Source organism: Hwanghaeella sp. 1Z406 (assembly GCF_048892425.1).
In the GTDB taxonomy this organism is placed as follows: Bacteria; Pseudomonadota; Alphaproteobacteria; order UBA8366; family Aestuariispiraceae; genus Pacificispira.
Genome location: NZ_JBLZHU010000001.1, coordinates 755,856 through 775,306 on the forward strand (window position 1 = coordinate 755,856; position 19,451 = coordinate 775,306).

Here is a 19,451-nt window from a genome sequence, read left to right on the forward strand (position 1 = left end):
TGTCCCGAATGAGGGTCAGGGTAGGACATGTGGATATGGTGACGGAACTATGAGCGATAACCAAGAACCTTCGATGGAAGAGATTCTGGCATCCATTCGGAAGATTATTTCCGAGGATGGTGAGGATGAGCCCCCAAAGAAGGAAGAGCCCGCACCGGAGCCACAACCTGAGCCGGAGCCCGAACCAGAACCGGAGCCCGAACCCGAGCCGGAACCGGAGCCTGAGCCTGAGCCTGAGCCGGAACCTATGGAACTGGAAGAAGAGGTTGAGGAAGAACCCTTAGAGCTTGAGGATGAGGTCGAGGAGGAATTGCCCGACCTGGAACTCGTCGATATGGAAGACGACGAGGAAGAGGAATATGTGCCACCGCCGCCCCCTCCAGCACCACCTGAGCCCGAACCGGAAGAGGAAGAGGAGGAGGAATATGTGCCTCCGCCCCCACCACCGTCCAGGCCTGCGCCGCCGGTGATGAGTGACGATGACCGCATTCTCTCTGACGACGTGGAAGGGTATGGAATTTCACAATTTGCGTCCCTTGAGCGGAAAATTCGCATGGGACAAGCCGGTGAGACGCTTGAAGATGTGGTCAAAGGCCTGTTGAAGCCGATGCTGCGCGGTTGGCTGGATGAAAATCTGCCGGGCCTGGTCGAACGGCTGGTCCAGGAAGAAATCCAACGCATGTCCCATCGCGCCCGCAAACGCTGGGATGATGAGAACTAGTCCAAACATAAATTTTCCATGGAAAAGGCCCCGCTTTGGGGCCTTTTTCTTGGATGGTTGATGCGCATCCGGTTTGACCTGTGGGATGCAAGTCGTATAACCGACGCGGTTTGAAATCTTTGAGAATGAAGGTGTGGTATGCTGGAGAAGACCTATCAGCCGGAACAGGCGGAAGGGGCCCATTATCAGAAATGGGAACAGGGCGGATATTTTGAAGGCGGGCGTCGGCCCGACGCTGATCCGTTCACCATTGTCATTCCACCGCCCAATGTCACCGGCAGCCTGCATATGGGCCATGCCCTGAACAACACCATTCAGGATGTGCTGATCCGCTATCACCGCATGGCCGGGCGCGATGCCCTGTGGCAGCCGGGTATGGATCATGCCGGCATCGCCACACAAATGGTGGTCGAACGACAACTGGCGGCCAAGGGCAACCAGTCGCGCCGGGAATTGGGCCGTGAGGCTTTCATTCAGCGTGTTTGGGACTGGAAGGCGGAAAGCGGCGGCACCATCAAGGGGCAGTTGAAGCGCCTGGGCGCATCCTGTGACTGGAGCCGCGAACGCTTCACCATGGATGAGGGCCTCAGCAAGGCCGTGCTGAAGGTTTTTGTCGACCTGCACAAGGAAGGCCTGATCTATCGCGACAAGCGCTTGGTGAACTGGGACCCGGCGCTGGAAACCGCGATTTCCGACCTGGAAGTGCAGCAGGTCGAAACCAAGGGTAAGATGTGGTTCTTCCGCTATCCCGTTGAGGGGGAAGAGGGCGTCACCCTGACGGTCGGCACCACGCGACCGGAAACCATGCTGGGCGATACCGGCATTGCGGTGCATCCCGACGACGAACGCTATCAGCATCTGATCGGGAAATTCTGTATCCTGCCACTGGTTGGGCGCCGCATCCCGATTGTCGCGGACAGCTATGCCGATCCGGAACAGGGATCCGGGGCGGTGAAGATCACACCGGCCCATGATTTCAATGACTTCGAGGTTGGTCGTCGCGCCGGGCTTGAGGTCATCAATGTCATGACGCCTCAAGCCAAAATGAATGATGATGTGCCGGAAAAATATCGCGGGATGGATCGGTTTGAGTGCCGCAAGCAGGTCATCGCCGATATCGATGCGCTGGGCCTGTTGGAAAAGATCGAAGAAATCGATCACACGGTTCCCTATGGCGACCGGGGCGGGGTACCGATTGAGCCCTATCTGACTGATCAGTGGTATGTGGATGCCAAAACCCTGGCAAAGCCCGCCATCGAGTCGGTAGAGCAGGGCCGCACGAAATTCGTGCCGGAAAACTGGACTAAGACCTATTACGAATGGATGCGCAATATCCAGCCCTGGTGCGTGTCGCGCCAATTGTGGTGGGGCCACCAGATCCCTGCCTGGTATGGGCCGGATGGTGAAATCTTCGTTGAACTGTCCGAAGAAGAGGCCCAGGCCGCAGCAGACGCCCATTATGGCAAGCCCACTGAGTTGAAGCGCGACGAGGACGTGTTGGATACCTGGTTCTCCTCGGCACTGTGGACATTCTCTACCCTGGGATGGCCTGACAAGACGCCGGAACTGGACCGCTTTCACCCAACCGACGTGCTGGTGACCGGGTTTGATATCATCTTCTTCTGGGTTGCCCGGATGATGATGATGACGTTGCATTTCATGAAGACGGAGCCGTTCCACACGGTCTATGTCCATGCTCTGGTGCGCGATGAACATGGACAGAAGATGTCCAAGTCCAAGGGCAATGTCATCGACCCACTGCAGTTGATTGATGAATATGGCGCGGACTCGTTGCGCTTCACGCTGATCGCTCTGGCGGCGGCTGGTCGCGATATCAAGCTCAGCCCTGCACGGGTTGAGGGCTATCGCAACTTTATGACCAAGCTATGGAACGCAGCGCGGTTTTGTGAAATGAACCAATGTGTTCTGGATGAAAGCTATGATCCTGCTTTAGCCAAAGAAACCGTCAATCGCTGGATTTTGGGCGAATTGGGACGGACTCGCGATGCGGTGACCACAGCGATTGAAACCTATCGCTTTAATGAGGCGGCGGGTGCTTTGTATCAATTCGTCTGGGGCACCTTCTGCGATTGGTATCTGGAATTTGCCAAGCCCTTGTTTGCGGGAGAGGATGCTGCAGCACAGGCGGAGACCCGCGCGACGGCGGCTTTCGTGCTGGAGCGTATTTTGCGCCTGATGCATCCGATCTCTCCCTTCATTACCGCTGAATTGTGGGATCATGTGAAGGGGGAGGGCGCGGAGCCCCTGATCGAGGCCGCCTGGCCTGCAGCGCCGCCAGTTGATGCGGCGGTTGAGACGGAAATGGGCTGGGTCGTGCGCCTGATTACGGAAATCCGCTCCACCCGGTCGGAAATGAATGTACCGCCAGGGACTAAAGTGCCGCTGGCTATTCAGGGCATGCGGGACGAGGCGAAAGCCTGGCTGGCAAAGCATGATAGCCTGATTGCCGGCCTGGCGCGCGTTGCTTCTTTCGAGCATGTCACCGACATCCCCGAAGGGGCCATTCAACTGGTCGTCGACGAGGCCACGATTGCCATTCCGCTGACCGGGGTCATCGATCTGGACGCCGAACGCCAGCGACTGGAAAAAGCCATTGCCAAGGCAGACGGGGAGATCGCCAAGCTGACCGGGAAGCTGGGCAATGAGAAATTCGTCGCCAATGCTCCCGAAGCCGTGGTCGCAGAAAACCGTGCCCGCTTGGCCGACGAAGAGGCCCAGCGCGATAAGCTGAAAGAGGCGCTGGAACGGATAGCGGCGGCTGGTTAGGGTTGTGAACGCGCTATTTGCAGCGTTTTATCTCTGCGGCCTTAGCGTTTAACTCTGTACCTATTGAAAGGCAGGCCATGCCGCAAACGCTTCTGGTAACCGGTGGGGGTGGCTTTGTTCTCAGCCATCTGGTGCGGCAATGGCTGGAACGGGCGCCCGATACTCTGGCGATTGTTGTGGATGTGGCACCCCTGGATGCTATGGCGCGACGGTGGTTCTGGGGATTGGAAAATCGCCTGACCTTTGTGCAGGGGTCGGTCAGTGACCCGGCGCTTTGGGCGAAATTGCCTCAAGAGAAGATCACCCATATCGTTCATGCCGCAGCGGTGACATCAATCAATCGCTTGTTTGAGGGGGCTCCGGCGGGGGGCCTGCCTGCCCTGGAGACCAATATGATGGGGCCAGCCCGGGCACTGGCCTTTGCCGCAGGATGTCGGAAACTGGCGCGCATGGTTCATGTCTCTACCGGGTCGGTCTATGGCACGACGGGGCCGGAACCGGACGAGTCTCAGCCGCTGCCCGAAGACGGGTATATTGATCCCGATGGTTTCTATGGCATCACCAAATACACTGGGGAGCAATTGGCCGGGCAATGGGCGCGGCAATTTGGATTGCCAGTGGCGGCAATCCGCTTGTCCAGTGTCTATGGACCGATGGACCGTGAAACCGCGCATCGTGCGGTTAGCCTGCCCCCCGCGGTCCTGATGCGCCGGGCCCTGGCCGGGGAACGGGTGCGGATTTCCAATAGGGGTGGGGCCGGGGATTACATCCATGCCGGAGATGTCGCACGGGCGATCCTGGCCCTGTTCGATGCGCCGCACCTGTCGCACAACGTCTATAATGTTGCCTATGGACAGCGATTGACCATGGCGCAGTTGGTGGATGCCGTGGCGGATATTGTGCCGGGGTTTGGTGCTGATGTGGTCCCGGAAGATCAAGCCGATATCATTGTGGATCCTATGAAGACCGGTGGGCGGTGGAATGCTTATGATATCGCCCGATTGATCGGGGATACGGGGTGGAAGCCAATGCCTCTATCTGAGGCTCTGTCGGACTATCGCGATTGGTTGCGGACCTAATGACAGGTCTGAGTGTGTCCTGAATGTGACACAAACTGTCATAATGGCGAGAATGGGTCGCCTTTTGACGTAAACCGGCGATCCCCTTACGGCGGATACATTATCCTGATTTGACAGAACGCACGGTGCCGTCTGTAATGTGATCACACAGATCAGGGCCCTTTTTATGGCTTTTCTGAGTGATCTTTTCGAGTTCTATGGAGGGAATATCAAATGATGAACAGGATGATTAAAGGCGTAATCGGCGCGGCCGCGCTGGGCGCCATGGCTTTCACGGCCTCATTGGCGCAAGCCGATGCTTTGGATGATATCAAGGCCGCTGGTGTTATTAAGGTCGGCGTGAAGGCTGACTATAAGCCTTATGGCTACTTGGATTCCTCGGGTGCGATCATTGGGCTTGAACCCGATCTGGCACAAGATGTTGCTGACCGCCTGGGCGTGAAAGTGGAATTCGTACCGGTCGTCAGTTCCAACCGCATGCAGTTCCTGGAACAGGGTAAAATTGATCTGATGATCGCCACCATGACCGATCGTCCTGATCGTCGTGAAGTCGTTCTGATCCCTGATCCGAACTATTATTCTTCCGGCACGAACGTTCTTGCGAACAAGAAATTCGGCCTGAAGACATGGGAAGACCTGCGCGGCAAACCTGTCTGCGGGATTCAGGGCGCCTTCTATAACAAGAAGACCGGCCAGGAATATGGTGCCGACATTATTGCCTTTAAGGGCACGGCGGAAGCCTATGCTGCCTTGCAGCAGGGCAATTGCGTCGCGTTTGTCTATGATGACTCCGCCATCGTTGCGAAAACCAATGAACCGGAATTCGCAGATTATGAAATGCCTCTGCCGACGATTGACGATGCCCCCTGGGGATTGGCCGTCCAAAAGGGAGAGACAGCGTTTGCGGATTTCATGAGCAAGACCATTATCGATTGGCACAAGACCGGGAAAATCCTGGAACTTGAAACCAAGTGGGGGGTTGCCAATACGCCCTTCGCGAAGGCCATGCACGATAAGTACAAGTAAGCGACTTGTGTGATGAAGGGCGGGATTTGCCAATGGCATCTTCCGCCCTTTTCGCATATATAGTCAGGCGTCGGAGGGGGATGCATGGATATAATTTACGAGTGGTTTCGTGAGCTTTATCAGACCACTGGAATAAATCTTCCTTTTATATACGACAGTTATGACCGGGGCCGTCTGATCGACGGTTTTCTGACGACGGTTGAATTGTCTTTCATTTGTCTGTTTTTCTCAGTCGTGATTGGGATTATCGGGGCGTGGTTGCAGGGATCCTCCTTCACCTGGACCCGTCGCATCGTGAATGGCTATATCCAGCTGTTCCGAAATACCCCCCCTTTGGTTCAGCTTTACTTCTTTTATTTCGCAATTGGGTCCATGCTGCCCCGTGTTGAAACCGACTGGGGTGGACAGGCCCCGATGCTGGGCAGTTTTGCCTGGGCCGTGATTTCTTTATCCTTTTTCGCCGGCGCTTTTAATGTCGAGATCTTTCGGTCGGGCATTGAAGCCGTGCCGAAGTCCACAGTAGAGGCGGCGGAATCATTGGGATTTTCGCGGTTCCAGATTTATCGCGATGTCACCCTGCCGCTTGCCATTCGTGTGGTTCTGCCATCGCTGAACAACAATCTGGTCAATCTGGTGAAGACGACGACTTTGGCCTATGCGATTGCCGTCCCGGAAATGCTCTATGAATCAGCCCAGATATGGTCGGACAATGTGAATGTACCGGAAATGATGATTTTTCTGCTGATCGCCTATTTTGTGTTGGTTGGAATATTGGTGTGGGGCATGAACCGTTGGGAACGCGCCCTTAAAATTCCAGGATTTGGCTCATGACCCAGCGCTTACGATCCCATGACGCACCGCCTAAGAAAACCGACATGGCGGTCATGTTGCCGGTAAAACGGAAAGCACATGATCCGTTTCGGCTGAAACTGACACCCTGGCATGGCGTGTTTCTGGCCCTGGTCTGCATTTTCACGACCTCATACGGCTATGCGACCACGGCACCTGAAGTTGATTCTATTCGCATGGTCATGCTGCGATGGATGCCGCTATTGCTGGAAGGGTTCCTGTTCAACATATTGATTTCCATCCTGTCCATGGCGGTTGGCACAGCTGTTGGCACGATGCTGGGCCTGGCCCAGATATCGCTGATGCCGCCTATCCGCCACAGTTCTTGGTTTGTGACCCAGTTTTTCCGGAATGCCCCCTGGCTGGTCTTGCTGTTTTTTGCCATGTACCTGCTGCCGTTTGAATTCACGATAGCGGGGGTCACGATTCCCTTCCCGGACTGGATCAAGGCGATTATCGGCTTGTCGCTGCCGGTAATGGCAAATGTTTCTGAAATTGTCCGGGGGGCGGTCCTGTCCCTGCCCAGTGGTCAATGGGAAGCCGCGGAAAGCCTGGCCTATACCCGTCGCCAGACGCTGTGGCTGATTATTCTGCCACAATGTGTGAAGCGTATGCTGCCGCCCTGGATGAACCTGTATTCCATTTTGACCATGGCAACTGTGTTGGCCTCAATTGTCGGTGTGTCAGAAGTGATGACCCTGGCGGGTCGTGTGCTCGCGGCGGAAGATGGGCGAATGGATCTGCTTGCGCCTTTGTATTCCTTCGTCCTGTTTCTGTTTTTCGTATACTGCTATCCGATTGCGCGATGGACCGTGTATCTGGAAAGCAAATTTGCCGTGAAAGGCTAAGAGGTATTGTGATGAGCTGGTCTGACAAAGAGCCGATGATCTCTGTGCGTAACGTCCATAAATCCTTTGGTGATTTTGAGGTGTTGAAAGGCGTATCCTTCGATGTGATGAAGGGGGAGGTGATCTGCATCATCGGCCCGTCCGGGTCAGGGAAATCAACTTTGATCCGCTGTATCAATGCCCTCAACGACATCAATGAAGGGTCTATTCTGGTTGAAGGGCTGGAAGTGAATGATCCCAAGCTGAACAAATTGGAATTGCGCAAAAAGGTCGGCATGGTCTTTCAGCAATACAATCTGTTCCCCCACAAGACCGCCCTGGAAAATGTCATGATGGCCCCGATCCGGGTCCTAAAAGAAGACAAAAAGGAAGTTGAAACCCGCGCCCGCGCCTTGATCAAAAAGGTCCGTTTGGAAGGCAAAGAGAATGCCTATCCCGGTGAACTGTCCGGCGGTCAGCAACAGCGTGTCGCCATCGCCCGTTCGCTTGCGATGAAGCCGGATGTGATGTTGTTTGACGAGGTTACAGCCGCCCTGGACCCCGAAACAGTGGGCGAAGTGCTGGTCACAATCAAGGAACTGGCCGAAGAGGGCATGACGTGCATTCTGGTGACCCATGAAATGGGTTTTGCCCGGGAAGTGGCGGATCAGGTTTATTTCACCGATCAGGGCTTGATCGTTGAACATGGCCCACCGGCTACCTTCTTTGAAAATGCAAAAGATCCCCGGACACGGCAATTCCTGAGTCAAATTCTTTAGTCTTTACCCTATAATGAGTATCAGAGGGCGGGATTATTGTCGCTGAGACTTACTATCAGGAGATTTGATGTGAAGACTAAGACCTATGCCCTTTCAATGGCTGTCTTTTTGGGATTGAGCACTTGGATCGATACTGCGCAGGCGCAGGATATGACCGTGGTGCTTGAAGATGCCGCCTGGGATGGAAACACCATTCCCGATGGCCAACAATGTGCAGAATATGGCGGCAATGGCTCCACCCCCCTGATGACGGTGCAGGGCATTCCCGAAGGGGCCAATGTGATTCTGGTTGAATTTAACGATGAAAGTTATGAGCCCCTGTCGACCGATGGGGGGCATGGCATTGTTGGCTTTGATATCGTTGTCGGCAAGGGAAGCGCCACTTTGCTGTCCGTCCCCGGTGACACGACAACCCTGCCCAATGGCGTGTGGATTGAAGAGGAAAACCGGGATGATATCGGTGTTGTTGGATATCTGCCCCCCTGTTCCGGTGGCGAGGGTAATTTGTATTCCGCCAAGGTGTTTGCAGTAGACTATGATAGTGAAGGCTATAAAGTTATGGCTGAAACCTATCTTCAATTGGGTCGCTATTAAGGGAGAGAGACGATGCAAATTCCAAAGATTGTTGCGGTTGCAGCTGCGTTTGTCCTGTGTGCGGGGACGGCTTTCGCGGATGATCTATCGGTGCGTTTCGCGGATTCCACCTGGACGGGAAGCAAGATCCCGGCTGGACAACACTGTGCGAAGGATGGTGGCAAGGGCGCCACGCCAGCCCTGATCGTGTCTGGTATCCCAGCGGAAGCCAACGCGATCATCGTTGAATTCAATGATCAGGACTTCAACAAGCTGTCCTATGACGGTGGTCACGGCAAGATTGGCTTTATGATCACCCCCGGTCAGGCGGAAGTGACCCTGCCCAGTGTTCCAGGCGGCACAGATGACATGCCCGAGGGCGTCTGGGTCGAAAAGAAGAACCGCGCCACGGGCAACTGGTACACCGAAGGCTATCTCCCCCCCTGTTCCGGCGGGCGGTCCCATATGTATACCGCTGACGTCTATGCGGTGGTCAAGAACGGCGATGACTATGACGAAATCGCAGATACCGACATTCGGCTAGGGCGCTATTAACATAGGTTAGCACGCGCATCCCGACGGCACGCTCTAACTTAAAGCAACAGGGGAATGGTGCGGGTGCTCCTGGATACCCGCCTGCGCATTCCACAAATCGTCGAATTCTCATCCTGAGGAGGCGCGATAGCGCCGTCTCGCAGGAGGGGCTGTAAGGGCGGCTCCCCCTTCGAGACGCTGCGCTCCTCAGGGTGAGGGCGCGTTTGTCTGATACATCGTCACCCCGGACCTGATCCGGGGTCCAGGGCGGCAGGCGCGATTTGTGCGTGTGGCCCTGGATAATCGCCTGCGCGGGTATGACGGGGATGGGAGGCCCCATTCTCATCCTGAGGAGGCGCGATAGCGCCGTCTCGAAGGATGCGCTGAAAGTGGGGTGCTTACAGACAGATCACCCTTCGAGACGCTGCGCTCCTCAGGGTGAGGGTGCATTTGTTGATACATCGTCACCCCGGACGTGATCCGGGGTCCAGGGCGGCAGGCGCGATTGGTGTTTGTGGCTCAGGGTACCCGCCTGGGCGGGTGTGACGAGATGGTAAAGATTAACCGCAGAGGGCGCAGAGAAGGCGCGAAGGACGCTGAGGGGATGGTGCGTTATGGCGTTGCACGTCTGACCTTCCGCTTCGTTCTCATCCTGAGGAGGCGCGATAGCGCCGTCTCGAAGGAGGGGCTGTAAGTCCGGTGCTTGCAGCGGGCTCCCCCTTCGAGACGCTACGCTCCTCAGGGTGAGGGCGCGTTTGTCTGACACATCGTCACCCCGGACGTGATCCGGGGTCCAGGGCGGCAGGCGCGATTGGTGCGGGTGGCCCTGGATAACCGCCTGCGCGAATATGACGGGGCGTGAGGTCCCACTCTCATCCTGAGGAGGCGCGATAGCGCCGTCTCGAAGGAGGGGCTGTAAGTCCGGTGCTTACAGAGGGCACCCCCTTCGAGACGCTACGCTCCTCAGGGTGAGGGTGCATTTATCTGACACATCGTCACCCCAGACGTGATCCGGGATCCAGGGCGGCAGGCTCGTTTGGTGCGGGGGCCCCTGGATAACCGCCTGCGCGAATATGACGGGGAGGGGAGGTCCCATTCTCATCCTGAGGAGGCGCGATAGCGCCGTCTCGAAGGAGCGGCTGGAAATGCGGTGCTTTGAGGAAGGTCACCCTTCGAGACGCTACGCTCCTCAGGGTGAGGGCGCATTTGTTGATACATCGTCACCCCGGACCTGATCCGGGGTCTAGGGCGGCAGGCTCGATTTGTGCTTGTGGCCCTGGATACCCGCCTTCGCGGGTATGACGGGGCGTGGGGTTTCATTCTCATCCTGAGGAGGCGCGGTAGCGCTGTCTCGAAGGAGGGGCTGTAAGTCCGGTGCTTCCAGCGGGCTCCCCCTTCGAGACGCTACGCTCCTCAGGGTGAGGGTGCATTTATCTGACACATCGTCACCCCGGACCTGATCCGGGGTCCAGGGCGGCAGGCGCGATTGGTGCCGGGGGCGTCAGGACTGGCGGTTGGTCAGGAATTCTGTTTTCAGCGCGTCCGTATGTTGTCCGATCCCTGGCACAGCGCCGAACCGGTCGGCCTGGCCCGGCCAGGCTGCGGGTGGTGCGATCAGGTCCAGGTTGTTTCCATCGGGCAGGGGGACTGGGCGATGGCGCAATTGTGGGTGGGCAGCCAGGCCTGCCATGTCATTCAGCATGCCATAGGCAATGGCGGCCTGGGTCAGGCGTTGCGCAATGTCAACCGCCGGGGCGGCAGTGAAAACCGCGCCAATTTCAGCGTTCAAGGCGACCCGGTTGGCAACGCGGGCGTCATTCGCAGAAAACCGTTCATCCTGAGCCAGTTCAGGCTTTAGCAGGACCTGTGTACATAGGCGCTGCCATTCGCGCTCATTTTGGATAGAGAACAGGATTGGGATGCCATCCCCGCATGGATAGGCCCCATAGGGCGCAATGGTCGGATGATTCAATCCAACCCGGCCGGGGGTTATTCCCCCATAGACATGCTGAAGATAGGGGACCGTCATCCAATCGGCCATGCCGCCGAACAGGGAAACCTCAATCCTGCGTCCGACCCCTGTGCGTCCGCGCAGGATCAGGGCTTCCAGGATTGCCTGATAGGCATACATGCCACAGGCAATATCGCAGACCGATACGCCAACCCGACCGGGCGACTCAGGCGTACCCGTCACGGAACACAGGCCGGTTTCCGCCTGTACCAACAGGTCATATGCTTTCATGTCGCGATAGGGGCCGGTCTCGCCATAGCCGGAGATATCGACAGATATCAGTTCAGGCCGCTGCGCGCACAAGGTCTTGGACCCGATCCCCAACCGGTCGGTCGCGCCGGGGGCCAGATTCTGGATCACGATATCCGCCTGTGCAATCATGGCCTTCAAGAGGGCAAGGTCATCGTCATCCTTGAGATTCAGCGCAACGGATTCTTTGCCCCGGTTCAGCCAGACGAAATAGCTGCTGTGTCCCTTGGCCAGGTGATCATAGTTGCGGGCGAAATCCCCTTCGGGGCGCTCTACCTTGATCACCCGCGCCCCGGCATCGGCCAGGCGAGAGGTGCAGTATGGGGCGGCGACGGCCTGTTCAATAGCGACCACCAGAAGTCCGTCCAGGGCATTTGGGGTGGCGTGGGTCATGCCGCGTCAGACCGTGCTTTCGCCTGTTCCAGGGCGTCTTGTGCCTGCAGCCAGGCATCTTCCGTCTTGGCAATGGCGCGGTCCAGGTCTGATGCCATGCGCGTCAGATCCCCCAGTTTTGCGGCATTGCCATGATACAAAGCAGGGTCCGCCAATTTGATATCGATATCGGCGCGCGCCCGGGTCAGCTTTTCCATCTGCGCTTCCAGACCTTCCGCAGCCTTCTTCAGGGGGGCCAATTTTGCGCGGGCATCTGCCTTGCTGCGGCGGTCTGCCTTGCGTTCCTCCATCATCGCGACGCCCTGTGTTTGCTTCGCTGGCGGGGGCTGCTTAACGGGGGGCAGCGGCTTTGGCGCGTCCTGCTGAATCGGTACAGCATTCTCGTCCAGATCATTTCCAGGCGGATCAACAGGGATGGGATCAGGGCTCTTCTTGGCAGCCTTGGCGGGCTTCTTGCTGTCTTCACGCCGCTGGTCCAGCAGGAACTTACGGTAATCGCTGACATCCCCATCAAAGGGAGTGACAGTGCCTGCATCCACCAGCAACAGACGATCCGCAGTCGCTTCGATCAGGTGCATATCGTGGCTGACCACGATGACCGCCCCTTCGTAATCGGCCAAGGCCTGAATCAGGGCCTGTCTGGAATCGATGTCCAAATGGTTGGTCGGCTCATCCAGCAACAGCAATTGCGGGCGGCGGCGACAAATCACCGCCAGGGCCACACGGGCCTTTTCGCCACCGGATAATTTGCCGATCTTGGTATCTGCCTTGGTCTTGGTAAAGCCGAAGCGGCCAAGATGAGTGCGCAGCTTTAAATCCGTGACGATGGGTTCCAGGGCCTGCAATTCCTCGACCGGCGTATGGTCTGAATTCAGCTCTTCCATCTGGTTCTGGGCGAAATAGCCAACTTCCAGCTTTGAGGATCGCCGCAAACTGCCTGATGCAACCTTCAATCTGTCTGACAACAGGCGCAACAAGGTGGTTTTCCCGTTGCCATTCGCCCCCAACAGGCCAATGCGGTCATCCATATCAATGCGCAGGTTTAATTTGCGCAGGATCGGTTTTTCCGGTGTATAGCCCGCCGTGACATCTTCCAGCGTAATCATCGGTGGGGGCAGGATATCAGGCTTGGGCAGCACGAATTGGATACTGGGATCGTCGGTGACGCTGGCAATAGGCTCCATCCGCTCCAGCATTTTAAGCCGCGATTGGGCCTGGCGGGCTTTTGAAGCTTTATAGCGAAAGCGATCCACGAAAGACTGGATGTGGCGGCGCTGCTCCTGCTGTTTGGCAAACAGGGCCGATTGGTGCGCCTGTTGTTCCGCGCGGGTGCGCTCAAACCGATCATAGCCGCCGCTATACAGCGTCAGCTTGCCATTGTTCAGATGCAGGATCGCGGTCGGAATGCGGTTCAGGAAGGCGCGGTCATGGCTGACGATGACCAGGGTGCGCGGATAGCGGGACAGATAGCTTTCCAGCCAAAGGGAGGCTTCCAGATCCAAATGGTTGGTCGGCTCATCCAACAGCAGGATATCGGGTTCGCGAAACAGCGCAGACGCCAGGGCAATGCGCATCCGCCAGCCGCCGGAGAATGTGTCCAGCGTGCGGTTCTGCATATCCTCGTCAAAGCCAAGGCCTGCCAGAATGCGGGCCGCGCGGGCTTCTGCGCGGTGGCCATCCAGGTCAATCAGGCGCGCATGGATTTCGCCAATGTCCGGGTGGTCCGGTTCATTTTCTGCCGCATGCATCAATTCCGCCAGTTCGACATGGGATGCGATGACGGTTTGCAGAGGGGTTTTGCTTCCGTCGGGTTCTTCCTGGGCAACGGTGCCGATACTGTCCCGGTTGCCAGTTTCGATGGATCCACCATCGACTGGAATATCGCCGGTGATCAGGCGCAACAGGGTTGTCTTGCCGGTTCCATTCGCCCCGACAAGGCCAATACGGTGTCCATCGGGTACCGTCGCAGAGGCCCCGTCCAGCAAGGTTCGACCGCCAACGCGGTAGGTAAGGTCTTCGATCTTCAACATAGCGACAGTCGCATAGCATGGTCCGAACAAATAGGAAATCACGGCATCGCGCATTTCCGCCTGCTAGAAGAAAAAACGCGAGGCTTGAAGGGCCATGGCATGCCGTCTATAAGGCGCGCGCAGTGCAACATGAGCCCCACAGTGAAAGGCGGACGGTCGCACAGCAGAGATTTATCGAGTTTTAAACACACAGGGAACCGCCTGACGCGGTTTCCAAGAGAGGGGCAAAGAGACACCATGGCTCTGGAACAAACATTTTCGATTATCAAACCGGATGCGACCCGTCGCAATTTGACCGGCAAAATCAATGCAATGCTGGAAGATGCAGGTCTGCGGATCGTGGCACAGAAACGCATTCACATGACAACCCAACAGGCCGAACAGTTTTATGGCGTTCACAAAGAACGCGCGTTCTTCCCGGATCTGGTTAAGTTCATGACCTCTGGCCCGGTTGTGGTGCAGGTTCTGGAAGGCGAAAATGCCGTCCTGAAGAATCGCGAAGTAATGGGTGCCACCAACCCGGCCAATGCCGACGAAGGCACCATTCGCAAGCTGTATGGCGAATCTGTCGAAGCGAATTCTGCGCATGGTTCCGATTCACCGGAAAATGCCGCGATTGAAATCGCGTATTTCTTTGCAGGCACAGAAATCGTCGGCTAATCGCCGGGTTTCCTGAAACATCAGCCTGACAAAAGTAAAAAAGGGTGCCTTGCGGGGCACCCTTTTTCTTTGACTGTTTGGTGTGGAATTAGCTGGTCAGTGTCAGCGCCATAAGGGCAAGAATGACAATTGCCGCGCCCCCAACAATGACGATCAGCTTTTTCATGCCGTCCCAGGTGCCCAGGTTTTCGCGCGGTGCCTTCACAAAATCCAAGTCTTCCATTTTAAAGCCCTTTCCCCGAACCCGCATGTCCCGCGGTTCCTAAAGTGTTTCCTGTTACCAGTGTACTCATCTTAAGACCATTCTCAAGTAGGCACTGCCGTCATTTTTCCAAAGCATCCCAGGTCAAACGCAGGGGACCAGGTTGGCCATCAATTATCGCCTGCGTGCCTTCGACCTGAACCCGACCGCTGGTGACCAGAGCCAGAGCCTGCGGATAAATCAGATGTTCGCGCGTTAAAACACGCTGTTGCAATGTCTCTTCAGTATCATCCGGCAGGATCGGGACCTCCGCTTGAAGAATCAGGGGGCCGTCATCCAATTCTACCCGCACCAGATGCACGGTGCAGCCATGTATACTGTGACCAGCCTGTAGGGCACGGCTGTGGGTGTGCAGACCCTTGAAATCGGGCAACAGGGACGGGTGCACATTTAACATGCGGTCGCGCCAGTGTTCGACAAAATCCGCAGTCAGAATGCGCAGGAACCCGGCCAGACAGACATAGTCACAGTGATACTCCTGCAATACCGCCTGGATGGCGGCCTCGAAAGCGGGGCGGTCTGGATAATCGCGATGGTTCACGACAGCGCCAGGAATTCCGGCTTTCGCGGCGCGTTGCAGGCAATAGGCACCAGGATTGTTGCTCAGGACAAGACAGATTTCTGTTGGGAAATCAGTGTCTTGTGCCGCATCAATCAACGCCTGCAGATTCGTACCACCACCAGAGGCCAATACGGCCGTGCGCGGTCGGCGTGTCTTCTGAACCATCGCCTAGCGGGTTTCCACTTGAACAGAACGCCCAATATCAGCCAGCGTTCCAACCGATCCGATGCGATAGGCGGCTTCGCCATTGTCCTGAAGCACTTGCAGGATGGTATCGGCCTGTTCCGGTGCCACGGACAGGACCATGCCTATGCCGCAGTTGAAGGTCCGGTACATTTCACTGGGGTGAATGCCGCCCGCGTCAGCAATCCAATCAAAGACTGTGGGGCGAACCCAGCAATTGGGATCAATCCGAACCGCCAGGGATTTGGGTACGATGCGGGGCAGGTTTTCATAAAAACCGCCACCTGTAATGTGGCAGATACCATGAACGCCCCCGGCCTTGATCGCGGCCAGCGCAGATGTTGTGTAAATACGGGTAGGATTTAACAGTGCTTCGCCCACAGACTGGTTTACCGACCAGGGGGAGGGGGCATCAAAGCCCAAACCTTCCAGGGTCAGGACCTTGCGTACCAGACTGAACCCATTGGAATGCACACCGCTGGAGGCCAGACCGATCAATATGTCCCCTTCGGCAACATTTTCACCGGTCAGAACATCTGCGCGCTCAACCGCGCCAACGGCGAATCCGGCCAGGTCATAGTCGCCTTCGCCATACATACCAGGCATTTCGGCTGTTTCGCCGCCAATCAGGGCGCATCCGGCCTGTCTGCAACCTTCTGCAATGCCCTGGATAACCTGTTCTGCGACATCGACGGATAAGCGACCACAGGCAAAGTAATCCAGAAAGAAAAGCGGCTCTGCCCCTTGAACAACCAAATCGTTTACACACATGGCAACAAGGTCAATGCCAACTGTATGATGGATACCGGAATCGATGGCGATCTTCAGTTTGGTACCAACACCATCGGTACCGGAAACCAGCAGTGGATCAGTATATCCGGCTGCTTTCAGGTCGAACAAGGCACCGAATCCACCGATGCCAGCATCGGATCCAATCCGGGCGGTTGATTTGGCTAAGGGTTTGATACGGTCGACCAGAGAGTTCCCTGCATCAATACTGACCCCTGCATCCGCATAGGTCAGACCGTTTTTTTTGCTGTCCTGGGCTATGGCGCCCTCCTGTCTCGGCGGGTATAACGGGCGGGACATTATCCGAAAGGGAGCCTTTTGCAATGGCCGAACGGCCCACACCCCTCAAATCCTGTCGCGCGCACCGCGTGATTGGACCCTATTTCGCTGTTATCTTAGCCTTTTTTAGCATTACAGGCCAAGGTTTCGCACAAGAACTTTACGCCATTACCAATGTCAAGGTGGACGAACGCGCTGCCAGTGAAGTCGAGGCCAAGCGAATCGGTGTCGCGCAGGCAAAGCGCGCAGCGTTCGAGACCCTGATGGAGCGGCTGACTTTGGACGGAGCGGCGGCGCAGGGAACGGCCCCGGATGCGGCGACCCCCGCACCGGAAACCCCCGCACCGGAAGCCGGGGTGCCCGTGTCCCCGTCCGGGGTTGCGATTGCGCCTTCCGACCTATCTGGTGCGGCCCGACCTTTGACAGTGCCTGATGATGGACGATTGGAATATCTGATCCGCGATATTGCCTATCAGGATGAAAAGTTTGGGGGGGGCCGATATCTGGCAAACCTGACCATCCGCTTCCACGCCAATGCGATTAATCAGTTTCTTCAGCGCAGCGGCGTTGCTTATCTTGGATCCAGCAGTCCGCTTGCCGTGATCCTGCCCGTCTATAAGTCCGCGTCAGGGGATTTGTTGTGGAGCGATGCCAACCCCTGGCTGGATGGCTGGTGGCAATTGGACGGGGCTGGCACTGTGGTGCCTTATACTGTGCCATTAGGGGATTTGTCGGATATCAGCGCCATTGATGTGGACCGGGCGATGAAGGTTGATGCGGCGTCTATTAATGCCATTGCTGCCCGTTACAGCGCTGGGGCGGTCATAATCCCCGTCGCAACCCAGACGGATGACGGTTCAATCCTGGTGGAGATTTCCAGTTTTGGGCCCGGATGGCCTGGTGCGCCGGAACTGTTGCGTCTGAACCCAGAGGCGCTGCTTGCGCGGGCAACCGAACGTGCTGGGGAAAATGCGGACCCGTCGACCGATCTGGCCCAGTTTGCAGCGGCAGCTTCTTTGACACTGGACGCTCTGGAAGATCGTTGGAAAACCGCAAATATCCTGCGATTTGATCAGGAATCCACCAGCCTGACCACTCGAATACCCGTCAGTGGTTTGCAGGATTGGTTGGGTGTACAGAAGGCCTTAAACAGCGTTGCCCCTATCAAAGCATGGCGTCTGGCGGTGCTGGCAACGGATCATGCCATTGTCGATATAGATTATATCGGGGATCAGGCACGGCTGGATCAGGCCTTGCGGCGCGTATCCCTGGGCCTGTCGGAGGATTCAGAGACGCCAGGCTCCTGGATTTTGACGCGACGATGAGGCAACGACCGTCTCAATTACCATTGGATCTTTCGTTTCGTCCGGCCAATGGGCGGGATGACTTTGTTGTCGGGTCCTGCAATCAGGTCGCGGTGGATTGGCTGGACCACTATCCCGCTTGGCCCGGGCCGGTAACAGTCCTATGCGGTCCGACTGGAAGCGGTAAATCCCATCTTTTGGCGGTCTGGGGCCACGCGGCAGGGGCGCTTATCGTGCAGGGGCCTGACTTACAGGTTGCAACGCTGAATGATGTCATAGGACACGCCCAGGCCATCGCCGTTGATGCGGCGGATTTGGTCAAGGAACCCGATTGCCTGTTTCACCTGGTCAATATGGTTCGAGATCGCAATGGGCATCTGTTGATCGCTGTTCAGGACCCGCCCGCCCGATGGACCTTTGGCACGGCGGATATGCGATCCCGTCTGGCTGCCGCCCCTTTACTGGAATTGGGGCCACCGGACGATATGGTCTTGCAATCGGTGCTGTTGAAGCAGTTCGATGATCGACAGCTGTTGCCGGATGCCGATGTTCTGCGTTTCTTGACAGATCGCATGCCAAGGACCTTTGATGCAGCCAGGGCCATTGCAACGCGTATGGATCAGCTAAGCCTTGCAGAGCGCAAGAGGCCGACCAAGCCATTGGCGCGCAAGGTTTTAATTGACTTGGGATATCTAGAGACCACCCCAGAAGAATAGTGGGTAACCAGAGGGAGAATTCAGGATGGATTTGGGACTAAAAGGCCGAAAAGCGATTGTATGCGCCTCTTCCAAAGGATTGGGGCGCGCCTGTGCCTTGGCCTTGGCGAAAGAGGGCGTGGATCTGGTCATCAATGGTCGGAATGCCGATGCCCTGAATGCGACTGCTGAGGAAATTCGCGCCGCGACCGGAGTCACTGTCACGCCTGTTGCCGTCGATGTCACCACCGATGATGGCCGCGCGGCCCTTTTGGCGGCCTGTCCTGAGCCTGATATTCTGATCAACAATGCCGGGGGGCCACCTCCTGGAGATTTTCGGGACTGGGATCGGGATGACTGGATCAAGGCCGTCGATGGCAACATGCTGACCGGCATCTTCCTGATAAAGGCCACGGTGGATGGCATGATGGAACGGAAATTCGGCCGTATCGTGAATATCACCTCTTCTGCGGTGAAGGCGCCAATTGCCATTCTGGGCCTGTCCAATGGTGCACGGGCTGGTTTGACCGGATTTGTTGCCGGGATTGCGCGCGAAACCGTGCGCCATAATGTGACGATCAATGGATTGCTGCCAGGCCCATTCAATACGGATCGTTTGAAGGGCACAGCCAGTGCCCGGGCCCAGCGGGAGGGTGTTTCCGTTGAAGAAGCCGTGCGCCGCATCGGGGAAGCCAATCCGGCTGGGCGGGTCGGGGAACCCGACGAATTCGGCCAGGCCTGTGCCTTCCTGTGCAGCGCCGGGGCTGGCTTTATCACCGGTCAGAACCTGCTGTTGGATGGCGGGAATTTTCCCGGTGTGCTGTAGCGCATTACAGCGCCGTATTGTTAAACTTTTGTT

Annotated in this window: 18 protein-coding genes; 13 read left to right on the forward strand and 5 right to left on the reverse strand. The window is 56.8% G+C overall.

Annotated elements, in window-relative coordinates:
- Positions 1-49: 49 nt before the first annotated feature.
- From ACOSDR_RS03520 to ACOSDR_RS03560, 9 genes are all read left to right on the forward strand, one after another.
- Entirely contained in the window at positions 50-721 is a 672-nt protein-coding gene (locus tag ACOSDR_RS03520; RefSeq protein WP_420724267.1) for a DUF2497 domain-containing protein, read from the forward strand.
- A gap of 138 nt (positions 722-859) precedes the next feature.
- Positions 860-3,508, forward strand: coding sequence for a valine--tRNA ligase (locus ACOSDR_RS03525; RefSeq protein WP_420730379.1), 2,649 nt, complete (start codon positions 860-862; stop codon positions 3,506-3,508).
- 77 nt (positions 3,509-3,585) lie between these two features.
- Positions 3,586-4,587: an NAD-dependent epimerase/dehydratase family protein gene (locus ACOSDR_RS03530; protein WP_420730380.1), complete on the forward strand. Its 1,002-nt coding sequence runs from the start codon at positions 3,586-3,588 to the stop codon at positions 4,585-4,587.
- A 213-nt stretch (positions 4,588-4,800) separates the two neighbouring features.
- Entirely contained in the window at positions 4,801-5,613 is an 813-nt protein-coding gene (locus ACOSDR_RS03535) for a transporter substrate-binding domain-containing protein (RefSeq protein WP_420724263.1), read from the forward strand.
- Between the two features lie 84 nt (positions 5,614-5,697).
- Positions 5,698-6,444, forward strand: a complete 747-nt coding sequence (locus ACOSDR_RS03540; RefSeq protein WP_420730381.1) for an amino acid ABC transporter permease — start codon at positions 5,698-5,700, stop codon at positions 6,442-6,444.
- Positions 6,441-7,310, forward strand: a complete 870-nt coding sequence (locus ACOSDR_RS03545; protein ID WP_420730382.1) for an amino acid ABC transporter permease — start codon at positions 6,441-6,443, stop codon at positions 7,308-7,310. The genes ACOSDR_RS03540 and ACOSDR_RS03545 overlap by 4 nt, the downstream gene beginning before the upstream one ends.
- A gap of 35 nt (positions 7,311-7,345) precedes the next feature.
- On the forward strand, positions 7,346-8,068 hold the full coding sequence (locus ACOSDR_RS03550) for an amino acid ABC transporter ATP-binding protein (RefSeq protein WP_420724603.1): 723 nt from the start codon (positions 7,346-7,348) through the stop codon (positions 8,066-8,068).
- Between the two features lie 69 nt (positions 8,069-8,137).
- On the forward strand, positions 8,138-8,662 hold the full coding sequence (locus ACOSDR_RS03555; protein ID WP_420730383.1) for a hypothetical protein: 525 nt from the start codon (positions 8,138-8,140) through the stop codon (positions 8,660-8,662).
- Between the two features lie 12 nt (positions 8,663-8,674).
- Positions 8,675-9,196, forward strand: a complete 522-nt coding sequence (locus ACOSDR_RS03560; RefSeq protein WP_420730384.1) for a hypothetical protein — start codon at positions 8,675-8,677, stop codon at positions 9,194-9,196.
- Between the two features lie 1,480 nt (positions 9,197-10,676).
- On the opposite strand, the gene ACOSDR_RS03565 is transcribed toward ACOSDR_RS03560, so the two are convergent.
- Positions 10,677-11,828: a CaiB/BaiF CoA transferase family protein gene (locus ACOSDR_RS03565; protein WP_420730385.1), complete on the reverse strand. Its 1,152-nt coding sequence runs from the start codon at positions 11,826-11,828 to the stop codon at positions 10,677-10,679.
- Complete coding sequence (locus ACOSDR_RS03570; protein ID WP_420730484.1) at positions 11,825-13,858, reverse strand: ABC-F family ATP-binding cassette domain-containing protein; 2,034 nt, start codon at positions 13,856-13,858, stop codon at positions 11,825-11,827. The genes ACOSDR_RS03565 and ACOSDR_RS03570 overlap by 4 nt, the downstream gene beginning before the upstream one ends.
- A 237-nt stretch (positions 13,859-14,095) precedes the next feature.
- Here ACOSDR_RS03570 and ndk point away from each other — a divergent pair, with 237 nt between their 5' ends.
- Positions 14,096-14,518, forward strand: a complete 423-nt coding sequence (gene ndk / locus ACOSDR_RS03575) for a nucleoside-diphosphate kinase (RefSeq protein ID WP_420724256.1) — start codon at positions 14,096-14,098, stop codon at positions 14,516-14,518.
- Positions 14,519-14,606: 88 nt separating this feature from the next.
- Here the strand turns inward: ndk and ACOSDR_RS03580 are convergent, their stop codons facing one another.
- The 3 genes from ACOSDR_RS03580 to purM form a co-directional block, all read right to left on the reverse strand.
- Positions 14,607-14,741, reverse strand: coding sequence for a hypothetical protein (locus ACOSDR_RS03580; protein ID WP_420724255.1), 135 nt, complete (start codon positions 14,739-14,741; stop codon positions 14,607-14,609).
- A 100-nt stretch (positions 14,742-14,841) separates the two neighbouring features.
- Complete coding sequence (purN, locus tag ACOSDR_RS03585) at positions 14,842-15,507, reverse strand: phosphoribosylglycinamide formyltransferase (protein WP_420730386.1); 666 nt, start codon at positions 15,505-15,507, stop codon at positions 14,842-14,844.
- Between the two features lie 3 nt (positions 15,508-15,510).
- Positions 15,511-16,614: a phosphoribosylformylglycinamidine cyclo-ligase gene (gene purM / locus ACOSDR_RS03590; RefSeq protein WP_420730388.1), complete on the reverse strand. Its 1,104-nt coding sequence runs from the start codon at positions 16,612-16,614 to the stop codon at positions 15,511-15,513.
- Positions 16,615-16,637: 23 nt separating this feature from the next.
- On the opposite strand from purM, the gene ACOSDR_RS03595 reads away from it, so the two are divergent.
- Genes ACOSDR_RS03595 through ACOSDR_RS03605 form a run of 3 tightly spaced genes read left to right on the forward strand, consistent with a single transcriptional unit; the run spans position 16,638 to position 19,418 of the window.
- A complete protein-coding gene (locus ACOSDR_RS03595) occupies positions 16,638-17,918 on the forward strand; it encodes a DUF2066 domain-containing protein (RefSeq protein ID WP_420730389.1) in 1,281 nt (426 codons plus the stop codon).
- Positions 17,915-18,613, forward strand: coding sequence for a DNA replication protein (locus tag ACOSDR_RS03600; RefSeq protein WP_420730390.1), 699 nt, complete (start codon positions 17,915-17,917; stop codon positions 18,611-18,613). The genes ACOSDR_RS03595 and ACOSDR_RS03600 overlap by 4 nt, the downstream gene beginning before the upstream one ends.
- Positions 18,614-18,638: 25 nt before the next feature.
- Positions 18,639-19,418, forward strand: coding sequence for an SDR family oxidoreductase (locus ACOSDR_RS03605; RefSeq protein WP_420724250.1), 780 nt, complete (start codon positions 18,639-18,641; stop codon positions 19,416-19,418).
- The last annotated feature ends 33 nt before the right edge of the window (positions 19,419-19,451 follow it).